Genomic DNA, 23,767 nt, shown 5'->3' on the forward strand with positions numbered 1-23,767 from the left:
CTAGAACATCACTCGGTCATGGTGACATATGCCCGCTCAGCCGACTTCGGCGATCAGCTCCACCTCGACGGGCGCGTCCAGCGGCAGGGCGGCGACGCCCACGGCGCTGCGCGCGTGCCTGCCCTGGTCACCGAACACCTCGGCGAGCAGGTCGCTCGCGCCGTTGGCCACCTGCGGCTGCTCGGTGAAGTCGGGGGCGCTGGCGACGAAGACCACGACCTTGACGATCCGCCGCACCCGGGACAGCTCGCCCAGCTCGGCCTTCAGCGCGGCCAGCGCGTTCAGCACGCAGATGCGGGCCTGCGCCTTGCCCTCGTCGACGCCCAGGTCGACGCCGAGCTTGCCGGTCTGGTGCAGCTTGCCCTCGATCATCGGCACCTGGCCCGAGGTGTAGAGCAGGTCACCGGTGCGGACGACGGGCAGGTAGGAGCCCGCGGGCTTGGCGGGCGACGGCAGGGTGAACCCCAGCTCCTCGACTCGCTGCTCGGGCGTCGTCACTGCTTCTCCCGCTTGAAGTAGGCGACGAGCTGCTCGGGCGTGGCGCCCTGGACGATCTGGACCAGCTCCCAGCCGTCGGCGCCGAAGTTGTCGAGAATCATCTTCGTGTTGTGGATCAGCACGGGTGCCGTGAGGTACTCCCATTTCTTCATGGGGATCACATTAGTGTGAGCAATCTCAAAGGTTGGTCGCAGACTGACGACAAGTGACCGTTCGGTAGCGTGGAAGCGTGGAGTCTCCGGACACTGATTGGACCGACGTACGACTGCACGTCGTCACCGGCAAGGGCGGCACCGGCAAGACGACCGTCGCCGCCGCTCTCGCGCTCGCGCTGGCCTCCGGCGGCCGCAAGGTGCTGCTGGTGGAGGTCGAGGGCAGGCAGGGCATCGCGCAGATCTTCGATCTGCCGCCCCTCCCGTACGAGGAGCGCAGGATCGCGGTCGCGCCGTCGGGCGGCGACGTGTACGCGCTGGCCATCGATCCCGAGGAGGCCATGCTCGAGTACATGGAGATGTTCTACGGGATGCGCAGGGCGGGCCGGGCGCTGACCAAGATGGGCATCGTCGACTTCGCCACCACCGTGGCCCCCGGCTTCCGCGACGTGCTCGTCACCGGCAAGACCACCGAGGCCGTGCGCAGGCGGGGCAAGAACGGCCGCCGCGTCTACGACGCCGTCGTGCTCGACGCGCCGCCCACCGGCCGCATCACGCGCTTCCTGAACGTCACCAAGGAGGTCGCGGGCCTGGCCAGGGTCGGGCCCATCAAGAACCACTCCGACCTGGTCAGCGGCGTCGTGAAGTCCCCCGAGACGGCTGTGCACTTCGTCACGCTGCTGGAGGAGATGCCGGTGCAGGAGACCCTCGACGGCATCGCCGAGCTGCGCGCCGCGGGCCTGCCCGCGGGTGGGATCTTCATCAACATGGTGCGCCGGTCCCTGCTGCCGCAGGCCGCTCTTGACACGGCTGTCAAGGGCCGGTTCGACCCGGAGGAGCTCGCGCTGGGCCTCAAGGCGGCGGGCATCACCGACGGCTCGCAGGCCGACGCGCTGGCCGGGGCGCTGGCCGAGGAGGTCGTGGAGCACGCCCACCGCACCGAGCTGGAGCGCGCCGAGCGCGAGACGCTGGCCGGGGCCGGTCTGACGAGGTACGAGCTGCCGCTCCTGGCCGACGGCGTGGACCTCGCCGGCCTGTACGAGCTGGCCGAGAACATGCGCACCCAGGGAGCAGCGTGAAGAAGCCCGCCAGGCTCGACGTCGACGCCATCCTCGACGACACGGGCACCCGCATCATCGTCTGCTGCGGCGCCGGCGGCGTGGGCAAGACCACGACCGCGGCGGCGCTCGGCCTGCGGGCCGCCGAGCGCGGCAGGTGCGTCGTCGTGCTGACGGTCGACCCGGCCAGGCGGCTGGCCCAGTCGATGGGGCTGACCGAGCTGGACAACACCCCGCGCCTGGTCAGCTCGCCCGAGGGCGGCGGCCAGCTCTACGCGATGATGCTCGACATGAAGCGCACGTTCGACGAGATCATCGAGGCGCACGCCGACCCGGTGCGGGCCCGCCAGATCCTGTCGAACCCCTTCTACCAGTCGCTGTCCTCCAGCTTCTCCGGCACGCAGGAGTACATGGCGATGGAGAAGCTGGGCCAGCTCCGCCGCTCCGACGAGTGGGATCTGATCATCGTCGACACGCCGCCCTCGCGCTCGGCGCTCGACTTCCTCGACGCGCCCGAGCGGCTCGGGCGCTTCCTCGACGGCCGGTTCATCAAGCTGCTGACCGCGCCCGCCAAGGCGGGAGGGCGCAGCGCGTTCCGGCTGCTCAACGCCGGATTCGGGTTGATGGCCGGAGCGATGACCAAGCTGCTGGGCGCTCAGGTGATCAAGGATCTGCAGACGTTCGTGTCAGCGCTGGACGCGGTGTTCGGCGGGTTCAGGCAGCGGGCCGAGATGACGTACCGGCTGCTGCAGGCGCCGGGCACGGCCTTCGTGGTCGTGGCCGCGCCCGAGCGCGACGCGATGCGCGAGGCGTCCTACTTCGTCGAGCGCCTGGCCGAGGAGCGCATGCCCCTGGCCGGGCTCGTCGTCAACCGGGTGCACGTGGCTCCCGCGTCAGGGCTCTCCGCCGCCCGCAGCGCCGCCGCCGCGGAGGACTTGGAGTCGAGGGGCGAGCACGAGCTCACCGCGGCCGTGCTGCGGCTGCACGCCGGGCGAATGCAGCTCGCCGCTCGCGAAAGCCGCGAGCAGGAGCATTTCGTCTCGGCCCACCCCACGGTGCCCGTGGTGCAGGTCCGCGCCATGTCCGAGGACGTCCACGATCTCGCCGGGTTGCGGGAGATCGGGAACCTGCTGGCCACCGCATAGAAGTACGGCCGGCGGCGGCGCCGGCCGTACGCGGTCGCCGGGCTGGGGTCAGCCGGCGATCAGCTCGTTGGTTCGTTCGTACTCTTCCTTGGCCGACTCGAGCAGCTCTCGCCACGAGTCCACGTCGGGCCGCCGTCGAAGCAGCGCACGTCGTTCCCGTTCGGTCATGCCGCCCCACACCCCGAACTCGATGCGGTTGTCCAACGCATCGGCGAGGCATTCAGTACGGACCGGGCAGCCACGGCAGATGAGCTTGGCCCTGTTCTGCGCGGCGCCCTGCACGAACAGGGCATCCGGATCCGCACCCTTACAGGCGGCACGGGAGGTCCAATCCGTGATCCACATTTTTCGACCCCACTCCCCTTAGGTGGTCAGTCGTCATTTGGGGCCGACGGGCGCGGGCGCCGAGCCTCCGTATTCAGTTGCCGCAGGGAGAACGTACGCAACTACACGTTCGGGCCGACAGACCCCAGAGGACCAATTTCTCGCCGCCATCTTGACCGGGAATGACTAGTCACCCCCGTCAGTCAAGGCGAAATGGTGTCGTGCTACCGATTCGGTCAGTGTTTCCGCGTACTCTTGGTAGCGTGCAAGCGCAGCGCAAAGATCGCTCCAACCCCGTGCTCAACGTCCTGCGGCTCGTCATCGCAGGCGCGGCTGCGGGGGTGCTCGCGGCTGCCGTTGCCCTGCCCGCCGTCGGCGGGGCGGGCATGTCCACCAGGAGCGCGGTGGACGCACTCAACCTCAAGCCGGAAGAGCTCGACGAACCTCCTCTGTCCGAACGCACCGAGATCTTTGATGCCGACGGCAAGAAGATCGCCCAGTTCTACTTCGAGAACCGGCAGTCCGTGACCCTCGACAAGGTCGCCCCGATCATGCAGACGGCGCTGATCGCGATCGAGGACTTCCGTTTCTACCAGCACGGGCCGATCGATGTGGAGGGAACGGTCAGAGCGCTGCTGAAGAATGTGAGCAGCGGCGGCGTCATGCAGGGTGGATCTTCGATCACCCAGCAGTACGTCAAGCAGGTGCTGGTCAACAAGGCCGAGACGCCGGAGGAGCAGGCCGCCGCGATCGCGCCGACCGTCTCCAGGAAGCTGTCCGAGTTGCGCAACGCCATGGCGATCGAGAAGAAGTACTCGAAGAACCAGATTCTCGAGAAATATCTCAACATCGCCTACTTCGGTGCCGGCGCCCACGGCATCCAGGCCGCCGCCAAGCGTTTCTTCAACAAGTCGGCCGCCGACCTCAACCTCGTCGAGTCCGCCACGCTCGCCGGCGCCGTGCAGAACCCGGCCAGGACCGACCCCAACGTCGGCCCCGAGTCCCGCCAGCGGCTGCTGGAGCGGCGCAACACCGTGCTCGACCGGATGGCCGAGCTGAAGAAGATCTCCGCAGAGGAGGCCGCGGCCGCCAAGGAGAAGAAGCTGGGCTACAAGGACGTCAAGGTGCCCGGCGGCTGCGAAGCCAGCAAGTATCCGTACTTCTGCCTCTACGTCCAGTACGAGATCCTCAACAACGAGGACTTCGGGAAGAACCAGGACGAGCGCAGGAAGCTGCTCCAGCGCGGCGGCCTGCGGATCAAGACCACGATCGACCCGAAGATGCAGGAGGCCGCCGAGAAGGCGATCAAGAGGTACGTCAGCACCAAGGACAAGCCCGTGGCCTCGCAGGCCATGGTGGTGCCCGGCACCGGCGAGATCAAGGCGATGGCCGCCTCCCGCAAGTTCGGCGGCAGCAAGAAGAAGAACGAGATGAGCTACAACATCGTGGCCGACGCCGCACACGGCGGCGGCCGCGGGTTCCAGCAGGGCTCGACCGCCAAGGTCTACACGCTGGCCGCCGCGCTGGAGGAGGGCCTCAAGTACGGCGACGGCTTCCCCTCCCCCGCCGGCTACACCGCCAGCGGCTACAGCTCGTTCAAGAACTGCAAGAACCAGAACGTCGGCGACCCGACGCACACCGTGCGCAACTCCAGCGAGGGCGGCGGCGGCTTCAAGACCCTGCAGACCGGCACCTGGGGCTCGGTGAACACGTTCTTCATCAAGCTGCAGGAGAAGGTCGGGCTCTGCGACACGGTCAAGATGGCCAAGAAGCTCGGCGTCAAGCGGGCCGACGGGCAGAAGCTGTCCGAGGTCGAGACGTTCACGCTGGGGGTCAACGAGGTCGACCCCGTCACGATCGCCAGCTCGTACGCCGTCTTCGCCTCACGCGGCCAGTACTGCAAGCCGCTGGCCATCACCGAGATCAAGGACCGCTTCGGCAAGGCCAAGCAGTACAAGCCGAAGTGCTCGCAGGTGCTGGAGGAGGAGGTCGCCGACGCGGTCAGCGGCATCCTGTCCGGCGTGTTCACCAAGGGCACCATGACGGACGTCGGCGGCATCGGGCGCGACGCGGCCGGCAAGACGGGCACCACCGACAACTACATGTCGGCCTGGTTCGCCGGTTACACCCCGAACATGTCCTCCGCCGTCAGCCTGGGCGACCCGCGCGGCACCTCGGCGCACAAGCTGATCGGGATCACCATCGGCGGGCGCTACTACCCGTACGTGTACGGATCGTCCATCTCGGGGCGGATCTGGAAGGACTCCATGCTCCAGGCCCTGAAGGGCGTCGAGCCGGTCGATTTCCGCTCGGTCGACACCTCGCGCTTCGGCGGCTGCACCGACAACTGCGCGCCCAAGCCCAAGAAGAAGAAGGACGAGGACGGGCCCGACGACCCGTTCGACATCTTCGACCCCGGCAACAACGGCGACGGCCCGTTCGACGGGCGCGGCGGCGGTGACGACGACGGGCCGGGCGGCGGACGCGGCGGGCGCGGCGCCGGCGACGCGGGGCCGATCATCACGCCCGGCGGCTGAGAGGCGCTGAGGCCTCCGCTCACGTCCCGGAAGTCGCGGGGTCGTGGGGGGAGGCCTCGGGCTCCTGAGGGCGCTGAGAGGCCCTCAGAGGGCGCAGACAAGCGCTCCTGGGCTTACCGCGGCCTAGTTTGGCCAGGCGGGCTGAGGCCTTGCTTGGCCAGGCGGGCTGAGGCCTTGCTTGGCCAGGCGGGCTGAGGCCTTGCTTGGCCAGGCGGGCTGAGGCCTTGCTTGGCCAGGCGGGCTGAGGCCTTACTTGGCCAGGCGGGCCTTGACGGCGGCGGCCACCCGGCCGCCCTCGGCCCGGCCCGCGACCTTCGGGTTGACCGCCTTCATGACCTGCCCCATCGCCTGCGGCCCCGCGGCGCCCGTCTCGGCCACGGCCGCCTCCACCAGCTCGGCCAGCTCCTCGTCCGAGAGCTGCGCGGGAAGGTACTCCTCCAGCACCGCCTGCTCGGCCAGCTCCGCCTCCGCCTGCTCCTTGCGGCCCGCGTTGCCGAACGCCTCGGCCGCCTCGCGCCGCTTCTTGGCCTCCTTCGTGAGGACCTTGATGACCTCGTCGTCGGAGAGCTGCCTGGCCTCCTTGCCCGCGACCTCCTCCACGTTGATCGCGGCCAGTGCCATGCGGACCGTCCGCAGCCGTACCTCGTCCTTGCTCTTCAGAGAGGCCGTCAAGTCGGCCTTCAGCTTGTCCTTCAATGCGCTCATGCGCTCCATCTTGCCGCCTGCGCGGACCCGTCCGTCGCGGTCCGGCCGATGTCGCGCCGGAAGTCGGGCATCATGAAGAGGTGAGGAAAGCCGTCGCAGTACCCCTGTCCATGCTCGGTCTCGGCCTGGCCGGGCTGGGTTACGCCTCCGTGGTGGAGCGCAACTGGTTCCGCCTGCGCCGCTTCGACGTGCCCGTCCTGGAGCGCGGCCAGCGTCCCGTGCGCGTCCTCCACCTGTCGGACCTGCACCTGACGCCGCGCCGCACGATGCTGATCAACTGGGTCCGCTCGCTCGGCGCCCTGGAGCCCGATCTCGTCGTCAACACCGGCGACTCCATCGCCCACCCCGAGGCCGTCCCCGCGCTCCTGCACGCCCTGGAGCCCCTGCTGTCGCGTCCCGGCCTGTTCGTCTACGGCTCCAACGACCTCTACGCCCCCGTGCCCAAGAACCCGGCCCGCTACCTGTGGCGCACGTCCAAGAACGACCATCGCCAGCACGTGCCCTCCCTGCCCTGGGAGGAGCTGGGGGCCGGCATGGCGGCCGAGGGCTGGCTCGACATGAACAACACCACCGCCCGCGTCAAGGTCGGCGACCTCGACGTGGCCGTCGCCGGCATCCACGACTCCCACATCTCCCGCGACCGCTACGACCTCGTCGCCGGCCCCGCCCCCGCCGACGCCGACCTCCGCCTCGGCGTCATGCACTCCCCCGAACCCCGCAACATGACCCGCTTCGCCGCCGACGGCTACCAGCTCCTGCTGGCCGGCCACACCCACGGCGGGCAGCTCTGCATCCCGTTCTACGGCGCCCTCGTCACCAACTGCGGCATCGACCGGGCCCGCGTGAAGGGGCTCAGCAGGCACGACTCCGCCTGGCTGCACGTGTCCGCCGGGCTCGGCACCTCGCCGTACGCGCCTGTGCGGTTCGCCTGCTTCCCTGAGGCGACGTTGCTGACGCTGGTGCCCCGGAGATAAAGGCGGTCACAAGCACCTTGAGAGTCCGCTAGACTTTTCAAGCACGCACACGACGGGTGTGTGCACCGGGGTGTAGCGCAGCTTGGCAGCGCGCTTCGTTCGGGACGAAGAGGTCGTGGGTTCAAATCCCGCCACCCCGACAGCCGAATCACAGGTCAAGGGCCTGGTTCTCAAGATCGAGAACCAGGCCCTTGATCATTTGACCGTCGTTTGACCGTCCGGGGGCACTGACGGGTTCAAACAGGTTTCGCAGGGCACCATGATCTGCCTACCCCCACGCCGGGCAGGCGCTAGGTCCCCGGAGTTGCCCGGAGTGACAACGTCCGTGTTCGGGGGACACCGCCGGGACGCCTCGGCGGCGTCAGGCGGCCCCGGCGGTCACGGGGACGCGGGCCAGGAACGGCAGGACCACGGCAGCCATTTCCTCGGGCACCTCCTCGGCCAGGTCGTGGCCGGCGTCGAAGACGTGACCGGTGACGTCGTCGGCCATGAACCGCATCTGCGACTCGTTGCGCTCGCCGATGAAGGCCGACCCGCCGAGTGCCAGCACCGGGATGTCCAGCTTGTGCCGTGAGGACTGCCGGTTCTGCTCGGCGTCGACGAGCATCGCCCGGTAGATCGAGAGCATCGCGCGGATGCCACCGGGCATGGAGTAGCAGCGCACGTACTCCTCGATCGCGTCCGGCGTCGCGCTGTCCGGCCGGCTGCGCTCGAATTTGATCATGTACGTGATCACCTCCCGCTCGTGGCCGGCGATCAGCATCTCCGGCACGTCCGGCTGGAAGTAGAAGCCCAGATGCCACAGGTGCATGCCGCTGGAGACGTTCTCGACGGTGAGCGCGGTGTGGTCCTCGAAGCCGAACCCGGGGAACAGCGCCTCGGCGAACACCAGGGAGGTGACGCGGCCGCGGTGCCGGGCGGCGAGCTGGTAGCCGATCACCGCCCCCCAGTCCTCGCCGATCACCGCGTAGCGCTCGTGGCCCAGAGCGCTCATCAGCTCGGCGATGTCGTCGCTCATCGTCGCGGAGTCGTATCCGCCCGCGGGCCGGGCGGAGTCACCGAGGCCGCGCAGGTCGGGAACGACCACGGTGTAGTGGGGCGTCAGCTTCGGGACGAGGTGACGCCAGTGGTAGCCGGTCTTCGGCACGCCGTGCAGCAGCACCACGGCCGGCCCGGAGCCGGCTGTGCGGTAGTGCAGGCTCGTCCCGTTGACGGCGGCGCGGCCGGTGCGGACGAGGTTTCCATCGTGGTCGAACATCATGGGTCACTCCAAATTATGGATCGCTTGATACAGATTTCGGGCGTAAAAAACTCAGTCGAGGGTGGCCAGCGCCACCTCCACGAGCGACTCGAGGGCACGGGCGTCCGGCGTGACCTTCGCCGAGACCAGCAGGCCGTTGAGGAAGGTGACGAGGAACGCGGCTAGCGTGTGCGGATCGTGCCGCGCCGCGATCTCGCCCCGTTCCGCCGCGACCCGCAGCACCTCGGCGATCGCGTCGCGGCTGGCGTCCTGCATGTCGCGCACGATGCGCCTGATCGAAGCGTCCTCCGGCAGGCGCTCGCACGCGGCGTTGACCGCCAGGCAGCCCCGGCCCTCCCGCTCGACGGCGATGCGGACGCGCCCCGCCAGCATCGTACGGATCGCCGACCGGGCGTCCGCCCCCTCTTGCAGGTCGCGCAGGGCGGCCGCCGCGAGCGTGGTGCGGTAGTGCTCCAGCGCTGCCCGGTAAAGGCCGTTCTTGTCGCCGAACGCCGCGTACAGGGAGCCCTGCCCGATGCCCAAGAGCTGGGTCAGGTCGCGCACGGCGGTCGCCTCGTAGCCGCGCGTCCAGAACAGCTCCATCGCGCGGCTCACCGCCGCCTCCGTGTCGAACTCCCGGGTCCTTGCCATGACCCCTACCGTAGCTTATCTGGATCGCACGTTCAAAAAAAACCGCTCCGCGTCACTTTCCGGCGGTCAGCCGGCTTCCGCTCGGAGTTCTGAGGCCGGTGAGCTGCAAGATCGACGCTGTTTGGGCCCGTGACCCGCTTCCTTCTACGGCCCAGTCCGCCACGACGGCGATGATGTCCGCTTCAGCCTCGACCACCGGCCCAGCGCACCGGCCGACACCCATGCACCGCAAGACGGCTTCCGGGCAACACGCCACCCGGTTTCGCCTCCAGAAGGGTAGTGAGGGCGACACTCCCTCACTACGCTTCCTCGGTCAGCCGCGGTCGGGTCCCTCGGGTTCCTCGATTGCCCATTCACTGATCGCTCTCCGGAGTGCCCTGATCGGGGCGTTCAGTTGGTCCAACTCTGCCTGAGCGACCTTCATCTGGTCGGATCGAAACCGTACTGCCCTGCCGAACCAGAAGGGTCCGGCGGCACTTGTGAAGGCGCCGAGCCCCTTGTCCCTGAACCTGTTCCATTGATCCAGGAAGGCGAGGATGGCACTCCGCGTCGCCTCGTTGTCCACTGTCTCCAGGGCCTCGGATGTCAGGTTGATCATGGCGAGTATTCTCGGCTTGGCGGCCTCAAGGGCAGCCGCCAGCGTCTCGGCGGACATGCCAACGTTCAGATCAGCCCTGGCGAAGAGGTTGTGAAACTCGGTATGCGTCTCCTCGGCAACTACGACCACCCGGCGCGCCAGAGCCAGCCTTTCCTGACGCGCGGCTTCTGCCCGTTCGTGCCGGCTCTCCGTCATCTGCTGGCGTTGTAACCGGACCTGTTCCTCGGCCGCTCTCGCCTGTCGCTCAGCGAGCTCCGCCGCTTGGCGGGCCGCGGTCGCCGATTCTTTCGCGCTGCGTGCCTGCGCCCACGCGGCCCGGGTCTGCCATACGGCGACGCCGACCGCGACCGAAGCGACGAACGAGCCAGCGAGGGCGATCCAATCGGAGACCTCCATGGCCGTACATCATCACCCAGCGACCCTGAGGGCACTACCTCCTTGTGTTCGTCGCGGATGGCCAGTTGCTTCATCAGAAGCATGGTGACGGAATGTCACCCTCACTGACATCAACTTGTCGCCAGCCACTGCCAAGAACCGGCTCTGGCTCGCTTTCGATGATCAGCTACGCAGGGTGATGCCGAGTCTGGGCGGGACGTCAGTGGCCCTGGACGTCGAAGACGGTCTTGGAGAAGTCGCGGGTAGCGAGGTGGTCCCGGCGTATGCCCCAGATGATGTGTGCCCCGTCGCCCCAGATCATGTGGTCCGTCTCGTCCAGTTGCAGGAGTAGCACCCACTGGCGGGCTTCGGCATAGAACGACTCCTCGCCGTACCAGCCCGCACCCTGAGCTTCGGCGGCGACGGCCTCGAACGGCGACTGCAGAACCATGGCGTGGCCGCCGACCTGGTGCCGTGAGCCATGGTGGCGATGCCCGTACTCGCCGACCACTTCCATGAATTCACGTCCGGCCGACACATGCCTCCACACCGCCGCAACCACCGCCGAGTCGCCGCCAAAGGCTTCCGCGAGCTCCGGCTGGACATTGTCCGGCCAGGTGAGCACCGTTCGCGCGGTAAGCAACTCCTCCGGATGAACCCAGCCTTCGGACTGCCGAAGCGTGGGCGTCCCAGCAGGCACATAGATCACGGCATCGCCGTCACCCTCGAACTCGACGAAGAACAGCAGCGCGCCGTCCCCGGGTAGCTCGATGTCGACCTCATACGCGGCCAGTCGCGCGCAGTCGAGGGTGGCGACGAGCGACAGCGGCCGCGAACTCGGACCGACCGGCCAAGGCGCACCTTCCGGTAGGTCCGCGGCTCCGCCCAGTCGCCCGACCACCAGCTGGTCATCCTTGGCGATCGACAGCTGGATCGCCGGACGCAACAACGCGAGCAGTCGGTCAGCTGTGTCGGCGGGCAGATGGGCTCGGGCGAGGTCGGCGAAGTTCGTCATGCCCGGGGATCATGCCACGGTGCACCGACATCTAGCCCCTTGAGGACGTTCCGCCCGCGCCCTGCATCAGGCTGGGGCCAGCGGGAGTTCCTAGCACTGCTTGTCGTTGTCGCGATCTTGTAACGGGCCTCACATGGAGATGGCCGCTCGTCAACGATCTGACCAGCGCTCTGCTCCAGCAGAATCAACTCGACGAGGCCTGCGTGTTGATCACCGAAGCGGTGCACAACACCCGTTCGTTGAGTTCGCTCGTCGTGACCCGGCACCTCACTGAGCTCCGAGCCCAGCTACAGGCGCACCACGGTCACCAAGGGGCCGCTGACTGCCTCGACGTCCTGGAAGACGCACATCGCGAGCGATGCTGGTTGTACCAGTAAGGAGGCGCCCCGTGAGCTCCGACGCTCCGCTCTACGAACGTGATCCTGAAGCATGGAACGCCTACCTGGCCGAAGGCAACGCCCGCCAGGCCCGTAAGCGCGTCGGCACCGATGCGCTCATTCGGGACGAGCACGGCCGAGTCCTGCTTGTGGACCCCGTCTACAAGCCCGACTGGGATCTCCCCGGTGGCATGGCGGAGAACAACGAACCGCCGGCCGCCGCCGCACGGCGCGAGGTCAAGGAGGAACTGGGACTCGACCTCGAGATCCGTAGTGCTCTCGTGGTCGACTGGGTGCCGCCACACGGCCCCCCGGGACGACTCCTTGATGTTCATCTTCGACGGTGGAGTGCTTGAGCCCGCCCAGATCGCGGATCTGCACATCGTGGACTCCGAACTGCAGGACTTCCGATTCGCTGCTCCAACTGAGATGGCCGGCCTCCTGCGGCCCTATGTGTGGCGGCGCGTGCAGGCGGCACTCGGCGCACTGCGAGGAAGCTTCCCCACCTACTGCGAGAACGGATACTCGCTGGTCAGCCCACGGTTCCGCCGAGAAGGACGAGATACCAGCTCACCGGCTCCCGGCAGGGCCATCGGTCACGAGGGAGGAAACCACGAGGGGGCCACCCGCCCCTCGCGCTCTCTACTTCACGTGGTCAGACTGGGCTTGGCCCACACCGGCGCCCCGCACTTGTCCCAGACCACGTGCCGGTTGGCATCCAGATGCCCCCAGCAGGTCTGAACACCCACACGTCGCCCAGGACCGAACTGTCGGTCTTGCAGCCGCCCTGGGGTGCGCGCACCTCGAATGGTCCGCGCGCGTCGAGCTTGTTGTCGTTCATCCAGACCGCTTTGTAGACGCGACCGCCGGTCTTCGCATCGCAGACCTTGACCGTTGATCGGTCTGGTGGCACGGTCACCTTGCCGTCGCCGCTGCTGGTCTGCCAGCCGGCAGCGGTCCCTGCGTATGCCGCCGGTGCCAGCGCCAGGGCACCTGCCAGCATGGTGGTAACCGTGCATGTCCGTCCTACCATTCGTTCTCCCGTCTCCTGGTTTTCGCGGATCAGAGAGGCTAACTTTAAGTAATCAATCAACTTCGCCAAGTGCTGGATGGTCATGAAGCGTCCCTCGGTGGTCCGTTTGCAGGCATTTCTGAGCATGCGAATCCGGCATGCCCGCACCGTTCCGAGCCGGGGGGCATCAGCTGTGGAATGGGTGATCATCACCGCCATCATCGCCGGAGTGGCTCTTGGGCTAGTGACCGTGATCAAGACTGCGGTAGAGAGCCGCCAGACCGAAATCGTCACCAAACTGAACGGCGAGTAGGCCATAGCGCCAGAGCCGCCCGGGAGAACCGTCAGGCTCACAGCCATATCTCCGCAGTAAAGGCGAGAAGACATCTTCTTCAGGGCCGCCACCCATTCCCGTACATGTTCGGGAAGAATGCCGATCATCCGCATCTCGCCGAACTCGGGGATCAGATGCTTGTGGATGACGTACGTGTAGCTCTGCCGAGTGGTGGCCTCGATCTCGTGGTTTGGCAGCCACGGCTCCAGTACGTAGCGCTTGAACGTCTGCCGTCCACGCCCGGGATCTTCCAGCCGTCCTTCCGCGACCTTGGACTCGGCGTTCTGCCATGCCTTGTCGGCCGTCTTTTTGTTGGAGAAGGTGCCCGCTGACTTCTCCAGCCCCTTCATGTCCCAGTAGTAGGCGGTGTAGCGAACCTTTCCGTCCTTGCCCGCCCGCTTCCGCGAGTAGCCCGCGCTTCCAGATCACCTCTTTGATCGTTTGACCGTCATACTCGCCGTCACCGATGGGGACTGGTGGTCAGCGGTTGGTACGTCAGAAGCTAGGCCTACCTGCGATTCAACGGAGGATTATCGAGATGGTCAGAGGGTCGGATGAACGCCTCGTGCCCGTTCGGGACGAAGAGACCGTGGGTTCAAATCCCGCCACCCCGACCCAGCTAGAAGGCCACTTCCGACCATCGGAAGCGGCCTTTCTCGTTCCCCGGGTCAAATCGCATGGCCTTCGCGACACGCTGACCATCGTCGTGAGATCCAGGCCGACCCCCGGCTTGTCCTTCCTGTGTCCGGACGTGACCGGGTTTCCCTTGCTGCCCCGCTTCCACTGCACAGGCACCGGGTGCGGCGACCATCGGGCAGGATCTCATCGGCGCCCAGGTAGCGGAGTAGCACCTGCCGGCTGCGGCCCAGGACCTCCATGGGCGCGTCGATGTCCTGGAGGGTCTCTCGCGAGATCCCCGGCAGGTCGTCAGCTGCGGCTTGCTTGCCCGTCGCGCACGGCAGCAGTTCACGGATGAACTCGGCGGACAGGCACGCGGCGAGCAGCGGCGCGTCGTCGGTGCGGTGCGGGAGTGGAGGCGTTGCCGGCCGCGCGTCAGTACGGACTCGGGGTGATCCCTGGTCCCCGCTGTACGGTAGGTGACGGCCTATGAGTCGTTTCGCGATGAACGCGGCCGGCGCCGCCCTGGCTTGGCTGGTTCGGGCGGGAGTCAGATGTGCCCGTCGGGCTCGAAGAACGCCGCGTAGACCGTGCTCGCCTGGCCGGTCTCGCGCAGGGTGATGGGCGTTCCCGCTCGAAGCTCGCCTCGGGAGAGGATCTCGAATCCGCGCTGGTCCACCACATCGAAGATCATTCGTTCGGAGGCGTCCACGCACTGGTCGGGCTTCGAGATGACCTGGAAGGGGCCGTGCCCGTCCTCGCCGGACGACAGGATGGCCGCGTACGGTCCGACCATGGACAGGCGCACGGTCAAGTACCTCTTGCGTCTGGCGATGTAGGTGAACGACACGTCGCAGTTGACGTCGGTGTCGTCGGTGACCTCGCCGTTCGCTCTCAGGGTCCGCAGGACGTCCGCGTAGGGCTGACGCGCCGCCATCTCCGTGACGAAGTGCCAGGTCGGGTTGGCGAGGTCGCCGTAGGTATGGATGAGGCATTCGCGTAAGGCTGCCAAGTGGTCGGGGCGATCCTCGGAGGCTTTCCGGCGCGCCATCAGTTGGGGGATTCCTTTCCGTGGGATCAGCGTGCATCCGGCCCGCGTCGTGTGCGGAGTGGGGCGGTTGGGTCAGCGTAACTCGGCCTTGACACCGTGCTGGGAGAAGATCCCGGGTGCCGCAGATCATGAGTCGTAGCCCGGGACGAGATGCCTGCCAGCCACGTCAGAGTGGCCCAGACCAGCCGGGACGGGCCGGCGGCACCGAACCCGCCAGGCAAGCAGTCGTGCAAGGGGAAGGGGAATGGTGGCTGGACGGGGGCGGCCGGGCCCGGTTTCCACGGATTACGGCCGTCTGTACCGCGAGATCAGTGTTTCGCCAGCGGTTGACCGCTGGATTCCGGATCGCTTCGCCCCGCGGGGATCGGTCCGCGCGATTTCCTTTGACATTCAAATCTTACAGCGATTAGAGTATTTGAGTATCAAAGCTTCAGGCGAAGGGAGATCACGGAGCCATGATCCTTGTCACGGGTGCCACAGGCAGCGTCGGCCGTCACGTCGTCGACGGGCTGCTGAAAGAAGGACAGTTCGTGCGGGCTGTAACCAGGAACCCCGCCACGGCCGGCCTGCCGGCGGCGGTGGAGGTGGTCGAGGGTGACCTGTCCGCCCCTGAGCACCTGCCACTGGACGGCGTCACCACGGCGTACCTCATCGCGATGGGCGACAACCCGTACGAGGTGGCTCAGACGCTGGCCGACAACGGGGTCAGCACGGTCGTGTTCCTGTCGACCAGCGAGGTGCTGGACGACACCGACGAGCAGCCGGGCGCGATCGCGGCCAGGCACGCCGCGTTCGAGGACGCCATCCAGCGCTCGGGCATGCTCTGGACGTTCCTGCGCCCCAACGAGTTCGCCGGCAACGTCCTGCAGTGGGCGGACCAGGTCAAGGCGGGCGACGTCGTACGCGCCCCGTACGGCGATGCCTGGTCGGCTCCGATCCACGAGCGCGATGTCGCGGCAGCGGCGGTGCGGGCCCTCGTGGACGACCGGTTCCACGGCGCGAAGCTGGTGCTCACCGGGCCGGAGGCGATGACCCACCGCGAGCAGCTCGGGCACATCGCGTCGGTGCTCGGGCGGAAGCTGGAGTTCGAGGAGCTCCCGGCGGCCGCCGTGCGCGAGCGGATGGCGCGGTTCGCGCCGGTGGAGATCGTCGACGCCCTGCTGGGACGGCTGGCCGAGACCGTGGGGAAGCCGACCACGGTGACCAGCACGGTCTATCACGTCACGGGCAGGCGCCCGCTCACTTTCCGCGAATGGGTGGCTGAGCACGTGGAGGATTTCCGCTAAGCTGCCCGCATGCGCCAGCAACTCACCGACGAGCTCATGCTGGCTCTGACCGACCTGCAGAACGCCTCCGAGATGGCCGACGCGGCCATCTCGGAGAGTCTAGGGCTCAACCGCACCGACGCCCGGTGCGTGGCATATCTGATCACCCGCGGGCCGATGGCCTCGGGGGAGCTCGCGGAGCTGGCGGGTCTCACTCCTGGCTCGCTGACCGTGGCCGTCGACCGGCTGGAGAAGGCCGGGTTCGCCGAGCGGGTGCGTGACGTGACCGACCGGCGGCGGGTGCTGATCCGTCCCACCGACAAGGCGCGATACGTCGCGCAGCACGCCTGGGGGCAGGCGGTGAAGGAGGCCGAGGCGCAGTTCGCCTCCTACACCGACGAGCAGCTCGCCCTTCTCATCGAGTTCGTCCAGGGCCAGGTGGCGCAGCAGCGGCGCAACGCCGAGCGTATGCGCGAACGGTCGTCCTGGCCGTAGAGAGACGGCCGTAGAGAGACGGCCGCAGGGAGGCGTCAGTCCTCCAGGCGGATCGTTCCCGTGGGGCAGCGCCTCGCGGCGGCGCGCACCTTGTCGTGCAGCCCGGCCGGCGGCTCGGCGACGATCACCCGTACGACGCATTCCTCCTCGTCCTGCCCGAACACCTCGGGCACGGACAGCGCGCACAACCCGCTGCTGCAGCACTTGTCGGGGTCCACGGTGACGCGCATGCCGCTCACCAGGCGATCGGGATCTCGACGAGGCCCTCGATGAGAGTGCCCTCCGTACGCCGCAGCTCGTCCGCCGGCACCGCCAGCCGCAGCCCGGGGAACCTGCGCAGCAGGGTGCTCAGCGCGATCTCCAGCTCGACCCTGGCCAGCGCGGCGCCGATGCAGAAGTGCGGGCCCACGCTGAAGGTGATGTGCGGGTTGTCGGCACGGGCGATGTCGAGGTCGTCGGGCCGCTCGAACACCCGGCCGTCCCAGTTGGCCGCCTCCACCGCGGGGATGACCCCGGAACCCCGGGGTATCGTCACGCCGCCGACCTCGATGTCCTCGGTGACGTAACGCAGCATCGACAGCGAGCCGCTCATCAGCTTCCAGCGCAACAGCTCCTCGACGGCGCCCGGCAGCAGCGACTCGTCGGCCCGCAGGCGTTCGAGCTGGTCGGGCTCCGACAGGAGCTTGGCCACGGTCAGGCCGAGCTGGCTGGCGGTGGTCTCGTACCCGACGAGCAGCAGCAGCCGGCACCACCAGTGCAGCTCGTACTCGCTCAGCCGGGTGTCGTCCTCATCGTGCACCTGGATCAACGCGCTGACCAGGTCGTCGGCCGGCCGCTCGCGTTTGGCCGCGATCAGCGCGCTCATGTACGCGTTCAGCTCGCCCAGCGCGCCGTGGATCTCTTCCCTGGTGTATTTGCCGGTCGACAGGAAATGGTCGGTCCAGCGGCGGAAGCGGCCCTGCTCCTCCGGCGGCACGCCCAGCAGGTCGCAGATGACCCGGATGCTGAGCGGGAACGCCAGCGCCTCCGACACGCTCACCGGCGGCTTCTTCGCCGCCATCGCGTCGAGCAGCTCGTCGGTGATCTCCTGCACGCGGGGGCGCAGCCGCTCCACCCGGGTCGCGGTGAACGCCTTCATCACCAGCCGCCGCACCCTGGTGTGCTCCGGCGGGTCGGGGTCCATCTTCGGGTCCTGAAACATGCTGTTGTTCTTGGACACCTTCGGCGCGTCCGGGCGGTTCAGGTTACGGCTGACCCTCGGGTCGGTCAGCACGCTCCTGACGTCGTCGTACCGGGTCACCAGGTAGGCCTCGTCCCCGCTGGGGAGGATCACCCGCCACACGGGCTCGTCGTGGATGGTGCCCAGCTCCTTGGGGACGGCCAGCGGCCCCGGCCGGCGGAACGGGTAAGGAAGGGGGTTGGCGTTCACGGCTGCCTGCCTCTCTTGATGGTTCACCACGCGACGGGGACCTCGCGCAAGCCCAGGTCGAGCGGGCTGTCGTGGTGGCGTAGCGCGCTCGGGGGCACGGCCAGGCGCAGTGTCGGCACCCTGCGGATCAGCGCGTCCAGCGCCACCTGCAGCTCCAGCCTGGCCAGCGCCGCCCCCATGCAGAAGTGGGGGCCGGCGCTGAAGACGAGGTGCTGCTTGTTCTCCCGGGTGATGTCCAGGCGCATCGGGTCGGGAAAGACCGACTCGTCGAAGCCGGCCGACTCCAGCACCGGGATCAGCCCGGAGCCCCGGGGTATCGTCACACCGCCGACCTCGATGTCGTCGGTGACGTAGCGCAGCATCGACAGCGAGTGGCCGGCGATCTGGCAGCGCAGCAGCTCCTCCACCGCCTCGGGGATCAGTGACGGGTCCTCGCGCAGCAACCCGAGCTGCTCCGGCCGGGTCAGCAGCAGGACCACGCTGCTGCCCAGCTGCGACGCGGTGGTCTCGAACCCTGCCAGCAGCAGGATCACGCACCACACGTGCAACTCGTGGGCGCTGAGCCGGCCGTCGTTCTCGTCGTGCACCCCGATCAGGGCGCTGATCAGGTCATCGCCCGGCTCGTGGCGCTTGGCCTCGATCAGCTCGCCCATGTACTGCCAGGCCTCCCCCAGCGAGCCGCGGAACCGCGCCTGGTCCTCCGGCGGCACCCCGAGCAGGCCGCAGATGACCTGGAGGGTGAGCGGCACTGCGTACGCCTCGTGCAGGTCCGCCGGCGGCTCCCGCTTGATCAGGTCGGTGACCAGGTCATCGGCGACCTGCCGCACGTGCGGGCGCAGCCCTTCGACGCGGGTGGCGGTGAACGCCTTGGCCATCAGCCGCCGCATGCGGGTGTGCTCGGGCGGGTCGCGGTCGATCTTGGGGTTCTGGAAGACCTTCGTCTTCTGCACCGTCATCCGCGCCGCTCCGGGCCTGTCCCGGTTGCGGCTCACGCGAGGGTCGGACAGCACCCGCCGGATGTCCTCGTACCGCGTCACGAGGAACGCCTCGTCGCCGCTGGGAAGCGTCGCCCGCACGACCGGCTCCTCACGCAGCGTGGCGAGCTCCTCCGGCGGCTCCGCGGTGGCGGGCCAGGAGAACGGGAACCTCAGCGGCGAGGATGTCATGGATCGTCTCCCCATCAACGACGGCATCCGGCGACGGATCATCGGCCCCATCGTCATGCGGGCTGCTTGAGGCCGGGCCGAGAAGCGCTGGAGGTGCCGCCCGTCGCCTCCAGCCATCCTCGAACAGGCCCTGAGATCGTGGGCGCGACCATGCATGCAGTCGTGGCATGCAGTCGTGACTGAGGGAAGGTGGCCCATGCGCGTCTTGTTCGTCACCACGAGCTGGGGCTCGCACTACTACCATCTCGTCCCCCTCGTCTGGGCGATGCGCGCCTCCGGCCACGAGGTGTACGTGAGCAGCGAGCCCTCCTTCGCCGACACGATCGTGCGTTCGGGGGCCACCGCCGTTCCGACCAGCCGGGACATCGACCAGGGCGAGCTGATGAAGCGGGTGATCGCGGACCCGCCGGACTGGCCGCGGACCGCGCCGGAAGGGGTGACCCAGCAGGAGTGGGACAGTAGCTGGCGGGACGTCTCCAGGCGGGCCTTCCCGATGTTCGCCGCGCTCGCCGGCGAGCTGGCCGACGACGTGTTGCGGCAGGCTCGCGCGTTGCGGCCCGACCTGATCGTGTACGAGCCGACCAGCTTCGTGGCTCCGCTGGTCGGGGCGGCGATGGGCATTCCAGCGGTTCGCCACGTGCTGGGCGTGGACGTCATCTACATGGCGCGCAACATCGTGCCGCCGGTGCTGCGCCCGCTGGCGGAGCGGCTCGGCGTCGGCGACGTCGACATCCTCGGCCTGGCCACGATCGACAACTGCCCGCCGAGCATGCAGTTGCCGTCGCGGGTGAACAGGATCAGGACCCGTTTCGTGCCGTACAACGGGTCAGGCGCGATGCCGGACTGGCTGGTCGAGGCGGAGCCGCCGCTGCGGGTCGGGGTGAGCTGGGGCCTGTGCGCGTCGGACCGGGGACGCGGTTTCCTGGTGCCTGAGCTGGTCAAGGCCCTGTCCGAGCTGGACGTCGAAGTGGTCGTGACGCTCTCGGCCGCCGACCGCAAGAACCTGCCGGAGGGCGGGCTGCCGGGCAACGCCCGTGTGGTGGAGTCGCTGCCGCTGCACATGCTGATGCCGTCGTGCGGCGCGATGCTGCACCAGAGCGGCATCAGCACGATGCTGACAGCGCTCAGCTACGGCGTGCCGCAACTCGTCCTGCCGCAGATGCCGGACGAGCTGATGGAGTCGCGGCCGCTCATCGCCTCCGGGGCCGGCCTCGCGGTGTCGCCGGACGCCGATCCGGACGTCATCGCCGAACGCACGGCCGAGCTGGTCACCAAGCCCTCCTACCGCGAGGCCGCGCTTCGGCTGCGGGAGGAGATCCAGCAGCAGCCCTCCCCGACCGAGACCGTCAAGGAGCTCGAAGCCTTCGTCCGCGCTTGAAGCCAACGCCGCGGATCCGCAAGCCTCAGAACCGGAAAGGGTGTCAGCTTTGATCGAATCAACCCAGCAGGCCGTCTCCCCTGCCGAAGCGGTCTTCCGCCTGTCCAACGGCATGTCCGTCGCTGCGATCGTGCTGGCGGCGGCCCGGTTGCGGATCGCCGACGCGGTCGGCGCCGGGCCGGAGACCGTGGCGCAGATCGCGGCCAAGCTGGATGCCAATCCGGACGCGCTGACCAGGATGCTCCGCGCGCTGGCCGCGTTCGGCATCTTCCGCCAGGTGAACCCCACCACGTACGTCCATACCGACATGTCCTTGGCCATGCGGACCGACCACCCGGACAGGCTGCACGACAGGCTGATGACCGGCGGCGACTGGGGCTGGACGATGTGGGGCAAGCTGCCCGAGGCCATCCGCACCGGAGAGTGCGCCTTCGACAAGGTGTACGGCACCGACTTCTTCTCCTACCTCGACGCCGATCCGGCGGCCCAGGACATGATCTACTCCGGGGTGACGGCCTGGTCGGACCAGATGTTGCCGAGCATCGTGGACGCGCTGGACCTCAACGGGGTGCGCACGTTCGCCGACATGGGAGGCGGCAAGGGCGCGCTCCTGCGGATGGTGCTCCAGCGCTACCCGGACATCGAAGGGCTGCTCTACGAGGACGAGCGGACGCTGCGGGTGGTGCTGGACGACCTCAGAACGGGCGAGCTGGCCAACCGGTGCCGGCTGGCGTCCGGAGACTTCTTCGAGAAGGTCGAGCACGCGGCCGACCTCTACCTGTTCAAGCTCACCCTGCACATGTACGACGACGAGAAGGTCGCCGCCGCGCTACGCAACTGCGCGCAGGCGGCGGCGCCGGGCGCCAGGGTCGTCATCGCCGACCCGCTCCTGACCGATCCTCCGGTGCACCCGTTCGCCTCCAGCATGGACCTGCACATGTTGCTGGTCATGGGCGGGCGTGAGCGGACAGAAGGCGACTACAAGGCCGTGTTCGAGCGGGCCGGGCTGCGCTTCCGCGGAGTGACGCCGACCGACAGCGTGCTGCACCTCGCCGAGGGTGAGGTCGTCGCCTGATCCGGCGCGCATGACGTGGCCGGCCGCCGGTTTCCCCGTGACCGGCGGCCGGCCATCGCCGTTTCCGGCTCAGCAGCGGTCTCTCACCAGGGGATCTGGCGGCGGCCTCGGAGGAAGGCGCCCGTGGGGCCGTCCTCCGGCAGGGTGGCGGCCCAGGCGATGTCCGCCGCCGCCTCCTCGGGAGTGCGTTCCGCGCTCGGGTACATGCGGGTGCGTACCTTGCCGGGGTTCACGGCGTTCACCAGCACGCCGCGGTCGCGTACGACCTGGGCGAGCAGCACCGTGACGGCGTTGAGCGCGGCCTTCGAGACCGCGTAGGCGGGCGCGCCGGCGAACAGCCCGTTGCTGAACGCCCCCACGCCGCTCGACACCATGACGATCCGGCCCCAGCCGCGTTCGAGCATGCCGGGCAGGAACGCCTGGCTCACCCGCCAGGCGCCGAGCGTGTTGACCCGCAGGTGCGACTCCACCAGGTCGAGCGGCACCGAGTCGGGGGCCGTCCCGCCGTCGGCCAGGATGCCGGCGTTGTTGACCAGGATGTCCACCGTTCCCACCTGGTTCAGGCAGTCGCGCACGCTCTTGTCGTCGGTGACGTCGAGCACGGCGGCGAGCGTGCCGCCGCCCAGGTCGGCGGCGGCACGCTCGGCGGCCTCCTCGTCGCGTCCGGCCACGACGACCCGGTGTCCCCGCGCGAGGAGAGCGGCGCAGACCGCCCGGCCGAGGCCGCGATTGGCCCCCGTCACCAGGGCGGTCCTGCGTACGGCTGTGCCCGTGCTCACGCCGAGCCCGCCGGGTTGGCGACGGGCTGCTCCGCCTCCGCGGCCTGGGTGGCTGCGGGGGTGAAGCGCAGGCGACGTCCGAAGCCGCCCACCAGGAGCCCCGCGCAGACGGCGAGCGCGCCGACGCCCAGGTAGTAGTACTGGTCCGGCATGACCTCCGCGAGGTGCACGACCTGGCTGCTCAAACCGGCGCCCAGGGCGCTGAAGAGCCAGACCAGCCCGATCGTCCGTCCGATGAACGTCGAGGAGGTGACCTCGGCGGCGGCCGCGATGCCCACCGGCCCGATGATGACCTCGCCGCAGGCGATCAGGAAGAAGACCGACAGCAGCCACAGGGGCGACACGGTGTTCCCGCCTTCCGCCCCCGCTGCGGCGCCCGACATGAGGACGAACCCGCTACCGGCCAGGACCAGCGCGATGCCGAACTTGACCGCCGAACCGATCTTGGCGTCGTAGCGCACCCACAACCAGGCGAACAGCGGCGCGGTGACCAGGATGAAGAACGGCATCGCGGACTGGAACCAGCTCCCCGGCAGCACGAAGCCGAACAGGTCGCGCTCGGTGGAGTTCTTGGCGAACAGGTTGAGCATCGATCCGGCCTGCCCCGCCAGCATCCAGAACAGCGAGAACGACAGCAGCAGCCAGAAGAACGCGCGCAGCCGCCGCCGGCCGCCGTCCTCCAGCGCGGGGTTGCGCGACAACACCCGGAAGTACAGGAACGGCACGGTCAGCGCGACGAGCCCGAAGATCCCGATGAGGTGCATCGGGACAAAGGTGCCCGCCAGGACATCCGCCGTGATGAGCACCGCGAGGACCACGACGGCCGCACCTGCCCGGCGGAACACCTTCGCCCGCTCCGCGTCGGAGGCCGGATGCGGTGCGCTCCGGCCCACGTCGCCGAAGTGCCGGCGGCCCATCGCGAACTGCGCGACGCCGAGCGTCATGCCGACGCCCGCGGCCGCGAAGCCCCAGTGCCAGCCCATGGTCTCCCCGAGGAAGCCCACCACCAGGGGCGCGATCAGCGCGCTGATCTGGATGCTGACGTAGAGGATGGAGAAGGCGGCCTCGCGCCTGGCCCGCTCCCCCGCCCCGAAGAAACCGCTGATCAACGCGAACATGTTGGGTTTGAGCAGACCCGTGCCCAGCGCGATGAGCATGAGGCCGGTGTAGGACGCCACGTCTCCGGGGATGGCCATGCTGTAGTGGCCGAGCGCGATCAGCACGCCGCCCCACAACACCGCCCGCCAGGCGCCGAGCACCCGGTCACCGAGCCAGCCGCCGGGCAGCGACAGTACGAAGACCAGGCCGATGTAGGCGCCGAACAGCGCCGAAGCCTGGGCCACGGGCAGCCCCAGGCCGCCTTCGCTGCGGTCGGAGGCGGCGTACAGGGTGAGGATGGCCATCATCCCGTAGAAGCTGAACCGCTCCCAGATGTCGGTGAGGAAGATGGTCGTGAACCATCGCGGATAGCCGAAGGCCGGCTTCGCAGTCATGTCGCCCTCCAGGCGGCGTCGAA

The 23,767-nt window shown here is 68.5% G+C and carries 24 protein-coding genes and 1 tRNA gene; 10 read left to right on the top strand and 15 right to left on the bottom strand.

Translation table 11 applies throughout. From position 1 onward, the window contains the following. Nucleotides 1-36: 36 nt before the first annotated feature. Both FXF51_RS30400 and FXF51_RS30405 read right to left on the bottom strand, forming a co-directional pair. Nucleotides 37-498, bottom strand: coding sequence for a RidA family protein (locus tag FXF51_RS30400; RefSeq protein WP_148438126.1), 462 nt, complete (start codon nt 496-498; stop codon nt 37-39). Beyond that, a complete protein-coding gene (locus FXF51_RS30405) occupies nt 495-650 on the bottom strand; it encodes a DUF4177 domain-containing protein (RefSeq protein WP_148438127.1) in 156 nt (51 codons plus the stop codon). Before FXF51_RS30405 ends, FXF51_RS30400 begins: the two co-directional genes overlap by 4 nt. Before the next feature lie 77 nt (nt 651-727). Between FXF51_RS30405 and FXF51_RS30410 the strand changes: the two genes are divergently transcribed. Then, on the top strand, nt 728-1,729 hold the full coding sequence (locus FXF51_RS30410) for an ArsA-related P-loop ATPase (RefSeq protein WP_148438128.1): 1,002 nt from the start codon (nt 728-730) through the stop codon (nt 1,727-1,729). Further along, nucleotides 1,726-2,853, top strand: a complete 1,128-nt coding sequence (locus FXF51_RS30415) for an ArsA family ATPase (protein ID WP_148438129.1) — start codon at nt 1,726-1,728, stop codon at nt 2,851-2,853. Before FXF51_RS30410 ends, FXF51_RS30415 begins: the two co-directional genes overlap by 4 nt. A gap of 48 nt (nt 2,854-2,901) precedes the next feature. On the opposite strand, the gene FXF51_RS30420 is transcribed toward FXF51_RS30415, so the two are convergent. After that, complete coding sequence (locus tag FXF51_RS30420) at nt 2,902-3,198, bottom strand: WhiB family transcriptional regulator (RefSeq protein ID WP_020542548.1); 297 nt, start codon at nt 3,196-3,198, stop codon at nt 2,902-2,904. 242 nt (nt 3,199-3,440) lie between these two features. Here FXF51_RS30420 and FXF51_RS30425 point away from each other — a divergent pair, with 242 nt between their 5' ends. Next, on the top strand, nt 3,441-5,714 hold the full coding sequence (locus FXF51_RS30425; RefSeq protein ID WP_262379937.1) for a transglycosylase domain-containing protein: 2,274 nt from the start codon (nt 3,441-3,443) through the stop codon (nt 5,712-5,714). A gap of 249 nt (nt 5,715-5,963) precedes the next feature. On the opposite strand, the gene FXF51_RS30430 is transcribed toward FXF51_RS30425, so the two are convergent. Further along, a complete protein-coding gene (locus FXF51_RS30430) occupies nt 5,964-6,419 on the bottom strand; it encodes a GatB/YqeY domain-containing protein (protein ID WP_148438131.1) in 456 nt (151 codons plus the stop codon). A gap of 110 nt (nt 6,420-6,529) precedes the next feature. Here FXF51_RS30430 and FXF51_RS30435 point away from each other — a divergent pair, with 110 nt between their 5' ends. Together FXF51_RS30435 and FXF51_RS30440 are read left to right on the top strand one after the other, a co-directional pair. After that, nucleotides 6,530-7,393 carry a metallophosphoesterase gene (locus FXF51_RS30435; protein WP_148438298.1) on the top strand — a complete coding sequence of 288 codons (864 nt, stop codon included), beginning with the start codon at nt 6,530-6,532 and terminating at the stop codon, nt 7,391-7,393. A gap of 66 nt (nt 7,394-7,459) precedes the next feature. Continuing rightward, nucleotides 7,460-7,533 (top strand) — tRNA-Pro (locus FXF51_RS30440). Between the two features lie 221 nt (nt 7,534-7,754). Here FXF51_RS30440 and FXF51_RS30445 read toward each other — a convergent pair. The 4 genes from FXF51_RS30445 to FXF51_RS30460 all read right to left on the bottom strand — a co-directional run bounded on the left by FXF51_RS30445 (nt 7,755) and on the right by FXF51_RS30460 (nt 11,272). Continuing rightward, complete coding sequence (locus FXF51_RS30445; protein WP_187414651.1) at nt 7,755-8,654, bottom strand: alpha/beta fold hydrolase; 900 nt, start codon at nt 8,652-8,654, stop codon at nt 7,755-7,757. A 51-nt stretch (nt 8,655-8,705) separates the two neighbouring features. Then, nucleotides 8,706-9,284 (bottom strand): TetR/AcrR family transcriptional regulator, encoded by a 579-nt coding sequence (locus tag FXF51_RS30450; RefSeq protein ID WP_148438132.1) that lies wholly within the window; start codon nt 9,282-9,284, stop codon nt 8,706-8,708. A 313-nt stretch (nt 9,285-9,597) separates the two neighbouring features. Next, nucleotides 9,598-10,278, bottom strand: coding sequence for a hypothetical protein (locus tag FXF51_RS30455; RefSeq protein ID WP_148438133.1), 681 nt, complete (start codon nt 10,276-10,278; stop codon nt 9,598-9,600). A gap of 199 nt (nt 10,279-10,477) precedes the next feature. Further along, the gene (locus tag FXF51_RS30460) at nt 10,478-11,272 is read right to left on the bottom strand and encodes a YwqG family protein (protein WP_148438134.1); all 795 of its coding nucleotides are present in this window, start codon (nt 11,270-11,272) and stop codon (nt 10,478-10,480) included. A gap of 388 nt (nt 11,273-11,660) precedes the next feature. Here FXF51_RS30460 and FXF51_RS62830 point away from each other — a divergent pair, with 388 nt between their 5' ends. After that, nucleotides 11,661-12,005, top strand: coding sequence for an NUDIX domain-containing protein (locus tag FXF51_RS62830; protein ID WP_262379938.1), 345 nt, complete (start codon nt 11,661-11,663; stop codon nt 12,003-12,005). 299 nt (nt 12,006-12,304) lie between these two features. On the opposite strand, the gene FXF51_RS62835 is transcribed toward FXF51_RS62830, so the two are convergent. After that, entirely contained in the window at nt 12,305-13,345 is a 1,041-nt protein-coding gene (locus FXF51_RS62835; RefSeq protein ID WP_262379939.1) for an N-terminal phage integrase SAM-like domain-containing protein, read from the bottom strand. 818 nt (nt 13,346-14,163) lie between these two features. Continuing rightward, on the bottom strand, nt 14,164-14,625 hold the full coding sequence (locus FXF51_RS30480) for a hypothetical protein (RefSeq protein ID WP_148438135.1): 462 nt from the start codon (nt 14,623-14,625) through the stop codon (nt 14,164-14,166). Nucleotides 14,626-15,119: 494 nt separating this feature from the next. On the opposite strand from FXF51_RS30480, the gene FXF51_RS30485 reads away from it, so the two are divergent. Further along, nucleotides 15,120-15,950, top strand: a complete 831-nt coding sequence (locus tag FXF51_RS30485) for an SDR family oxidoreductase (RefSeq protein WP_148438136.1) — start codon at nt 15,120-15,122, stop codon at nt 15,948-15,950. A gap of 9 nt (nt 15,951-15,959) precedes the next feature. Further along, a complete protein-coding gene (locus FXF51_RS30490) occupies nt 15,960-16,424 on the top strand; it encodes a MarR family transcriptional regulator (RefSeq protein ID WP_148438137.1) in 465 nt (154 codons plus the stop codon). Nucleotides 16,425-16,459: 35 nt separating this feature from the next. Here the strand turns inward: FXF51_RS30490 and FXF51_RS30495 are convergent, their stop codons facing one another. The 3 genes from FXF51_RS30495 to FXF51_RS30505 are packed head-to-tail and all read right to left on the bottom strand — an operon-like array spanning nt 16,460 to nt 19,019. Next, nucleotides 16,460-16,654 carry a ferredoxin gene (locus FXF51_RS30495; RefSeq protein ID WP_148438138.1) on the bottom strand — a complete coding sequence of 65 codons (195 nt, stop codon included), beginning with the start codon at nt 16,652-16,654 and terminating at the stop codon, nt 16,460-16,462. Between the two features lie 5 nt (nt 16,655-16,659). Continuing rightward, the gene (locus FXF51_RS30500; RefSeq protein ID WP_148438139.1) at nt 16,660-17,853 is read right to left on the bottom strand and encodes a cytochrome P450; all 1,194 of its coding nucleotides are present in this window, start codon (nt 17,851-17,853) and stop codon (nt 16,660-16,662) included. A gap of 23 nt (nt 17,854-17,876) precedes the next feature. After that, nucleotides 17,877-19,019 (bottom strand): cytochrome P450, encoded by a 1,143-nt coding sequence (locus FXF51_RS30505; protein ID WP_148438140.1) that lies wholly within the window; start codon nt 19,017-19,019, stop codon nt 17,877-17,879. A 196-nt stretch (nt 19,020-19,215) separates the two neighbouring features. Between FXF51_RS30505 and FXF51_RS30510 the strand changes: the two genes are divergently transcribed. Beyond that, the gene (locus FXF51_RS30510; protein WP_148438141.1) at nt 19,216-20,397 is read left to right on the top strand and encodes a nucleotide disphospho-sugar-binding domain-containing protein; all 1,182 of its coding nucleotides are present in this window, start codon (nt 19,216-19,218) and stop codon (nt 20,395-20,397) included. Between the two features lie 49 nt (nt 20,398-20,446). Beyond that, the gene (locus FXF51_RS30515; RefSeq protein ID WP_148438142.1) at nt 20,447-21,472 is read left to right on the top strand and encodes a methyltransferase; all 1,026 of its coding nucleotides are present in this window, start codon (nt 20,447-20,449) and stop codon (nt 21,470-21,472) included. An 83-nt stretch (nt 21,473-21,555) separates the two neighbouring features. Here the strand turns inward: FXF51_RS30515 and FXF51_RS30520 are convergent, their stop codons facing one another. After that, complete coding sequence (locus FXF51_RS30520; RefSeq protein WP_148438143.1) at nt 21,556-22,251, bottom strand: SDR family NAD(P)-dependent oxidoreductase; 696 nt, start codon at nt 22,249-22,251, stop codon at nt 21,556-21,558. Then, a complete protein-coding gene (locus FXF51_RS30525; RefSeq protein WP_148438144.1) occupies nt 22,248-23,744 on the bottom strand; it encodes a peptide MFS transporter in 1,497 nt (498 codons plus the stop codon). The genes FXF51_RS30520 and FXF51_RS30525 overlap by 4 nt, the downstream gene beginning before the upstream one ends. Nucleotides 23,745-23,767: the final 23 nt, after the last annotated feature.

The sequence above is a fragment of the Nonomuraea sp. PA05 genome (assembly GCF_008086045.1).
Taxonomy (GTDB): Bacteria; Actinomycetota; Actinomycetes; order Streptosporangiales; family Streptosporangiaceae; genus Nonomuraea; species Nonomuraea monospora.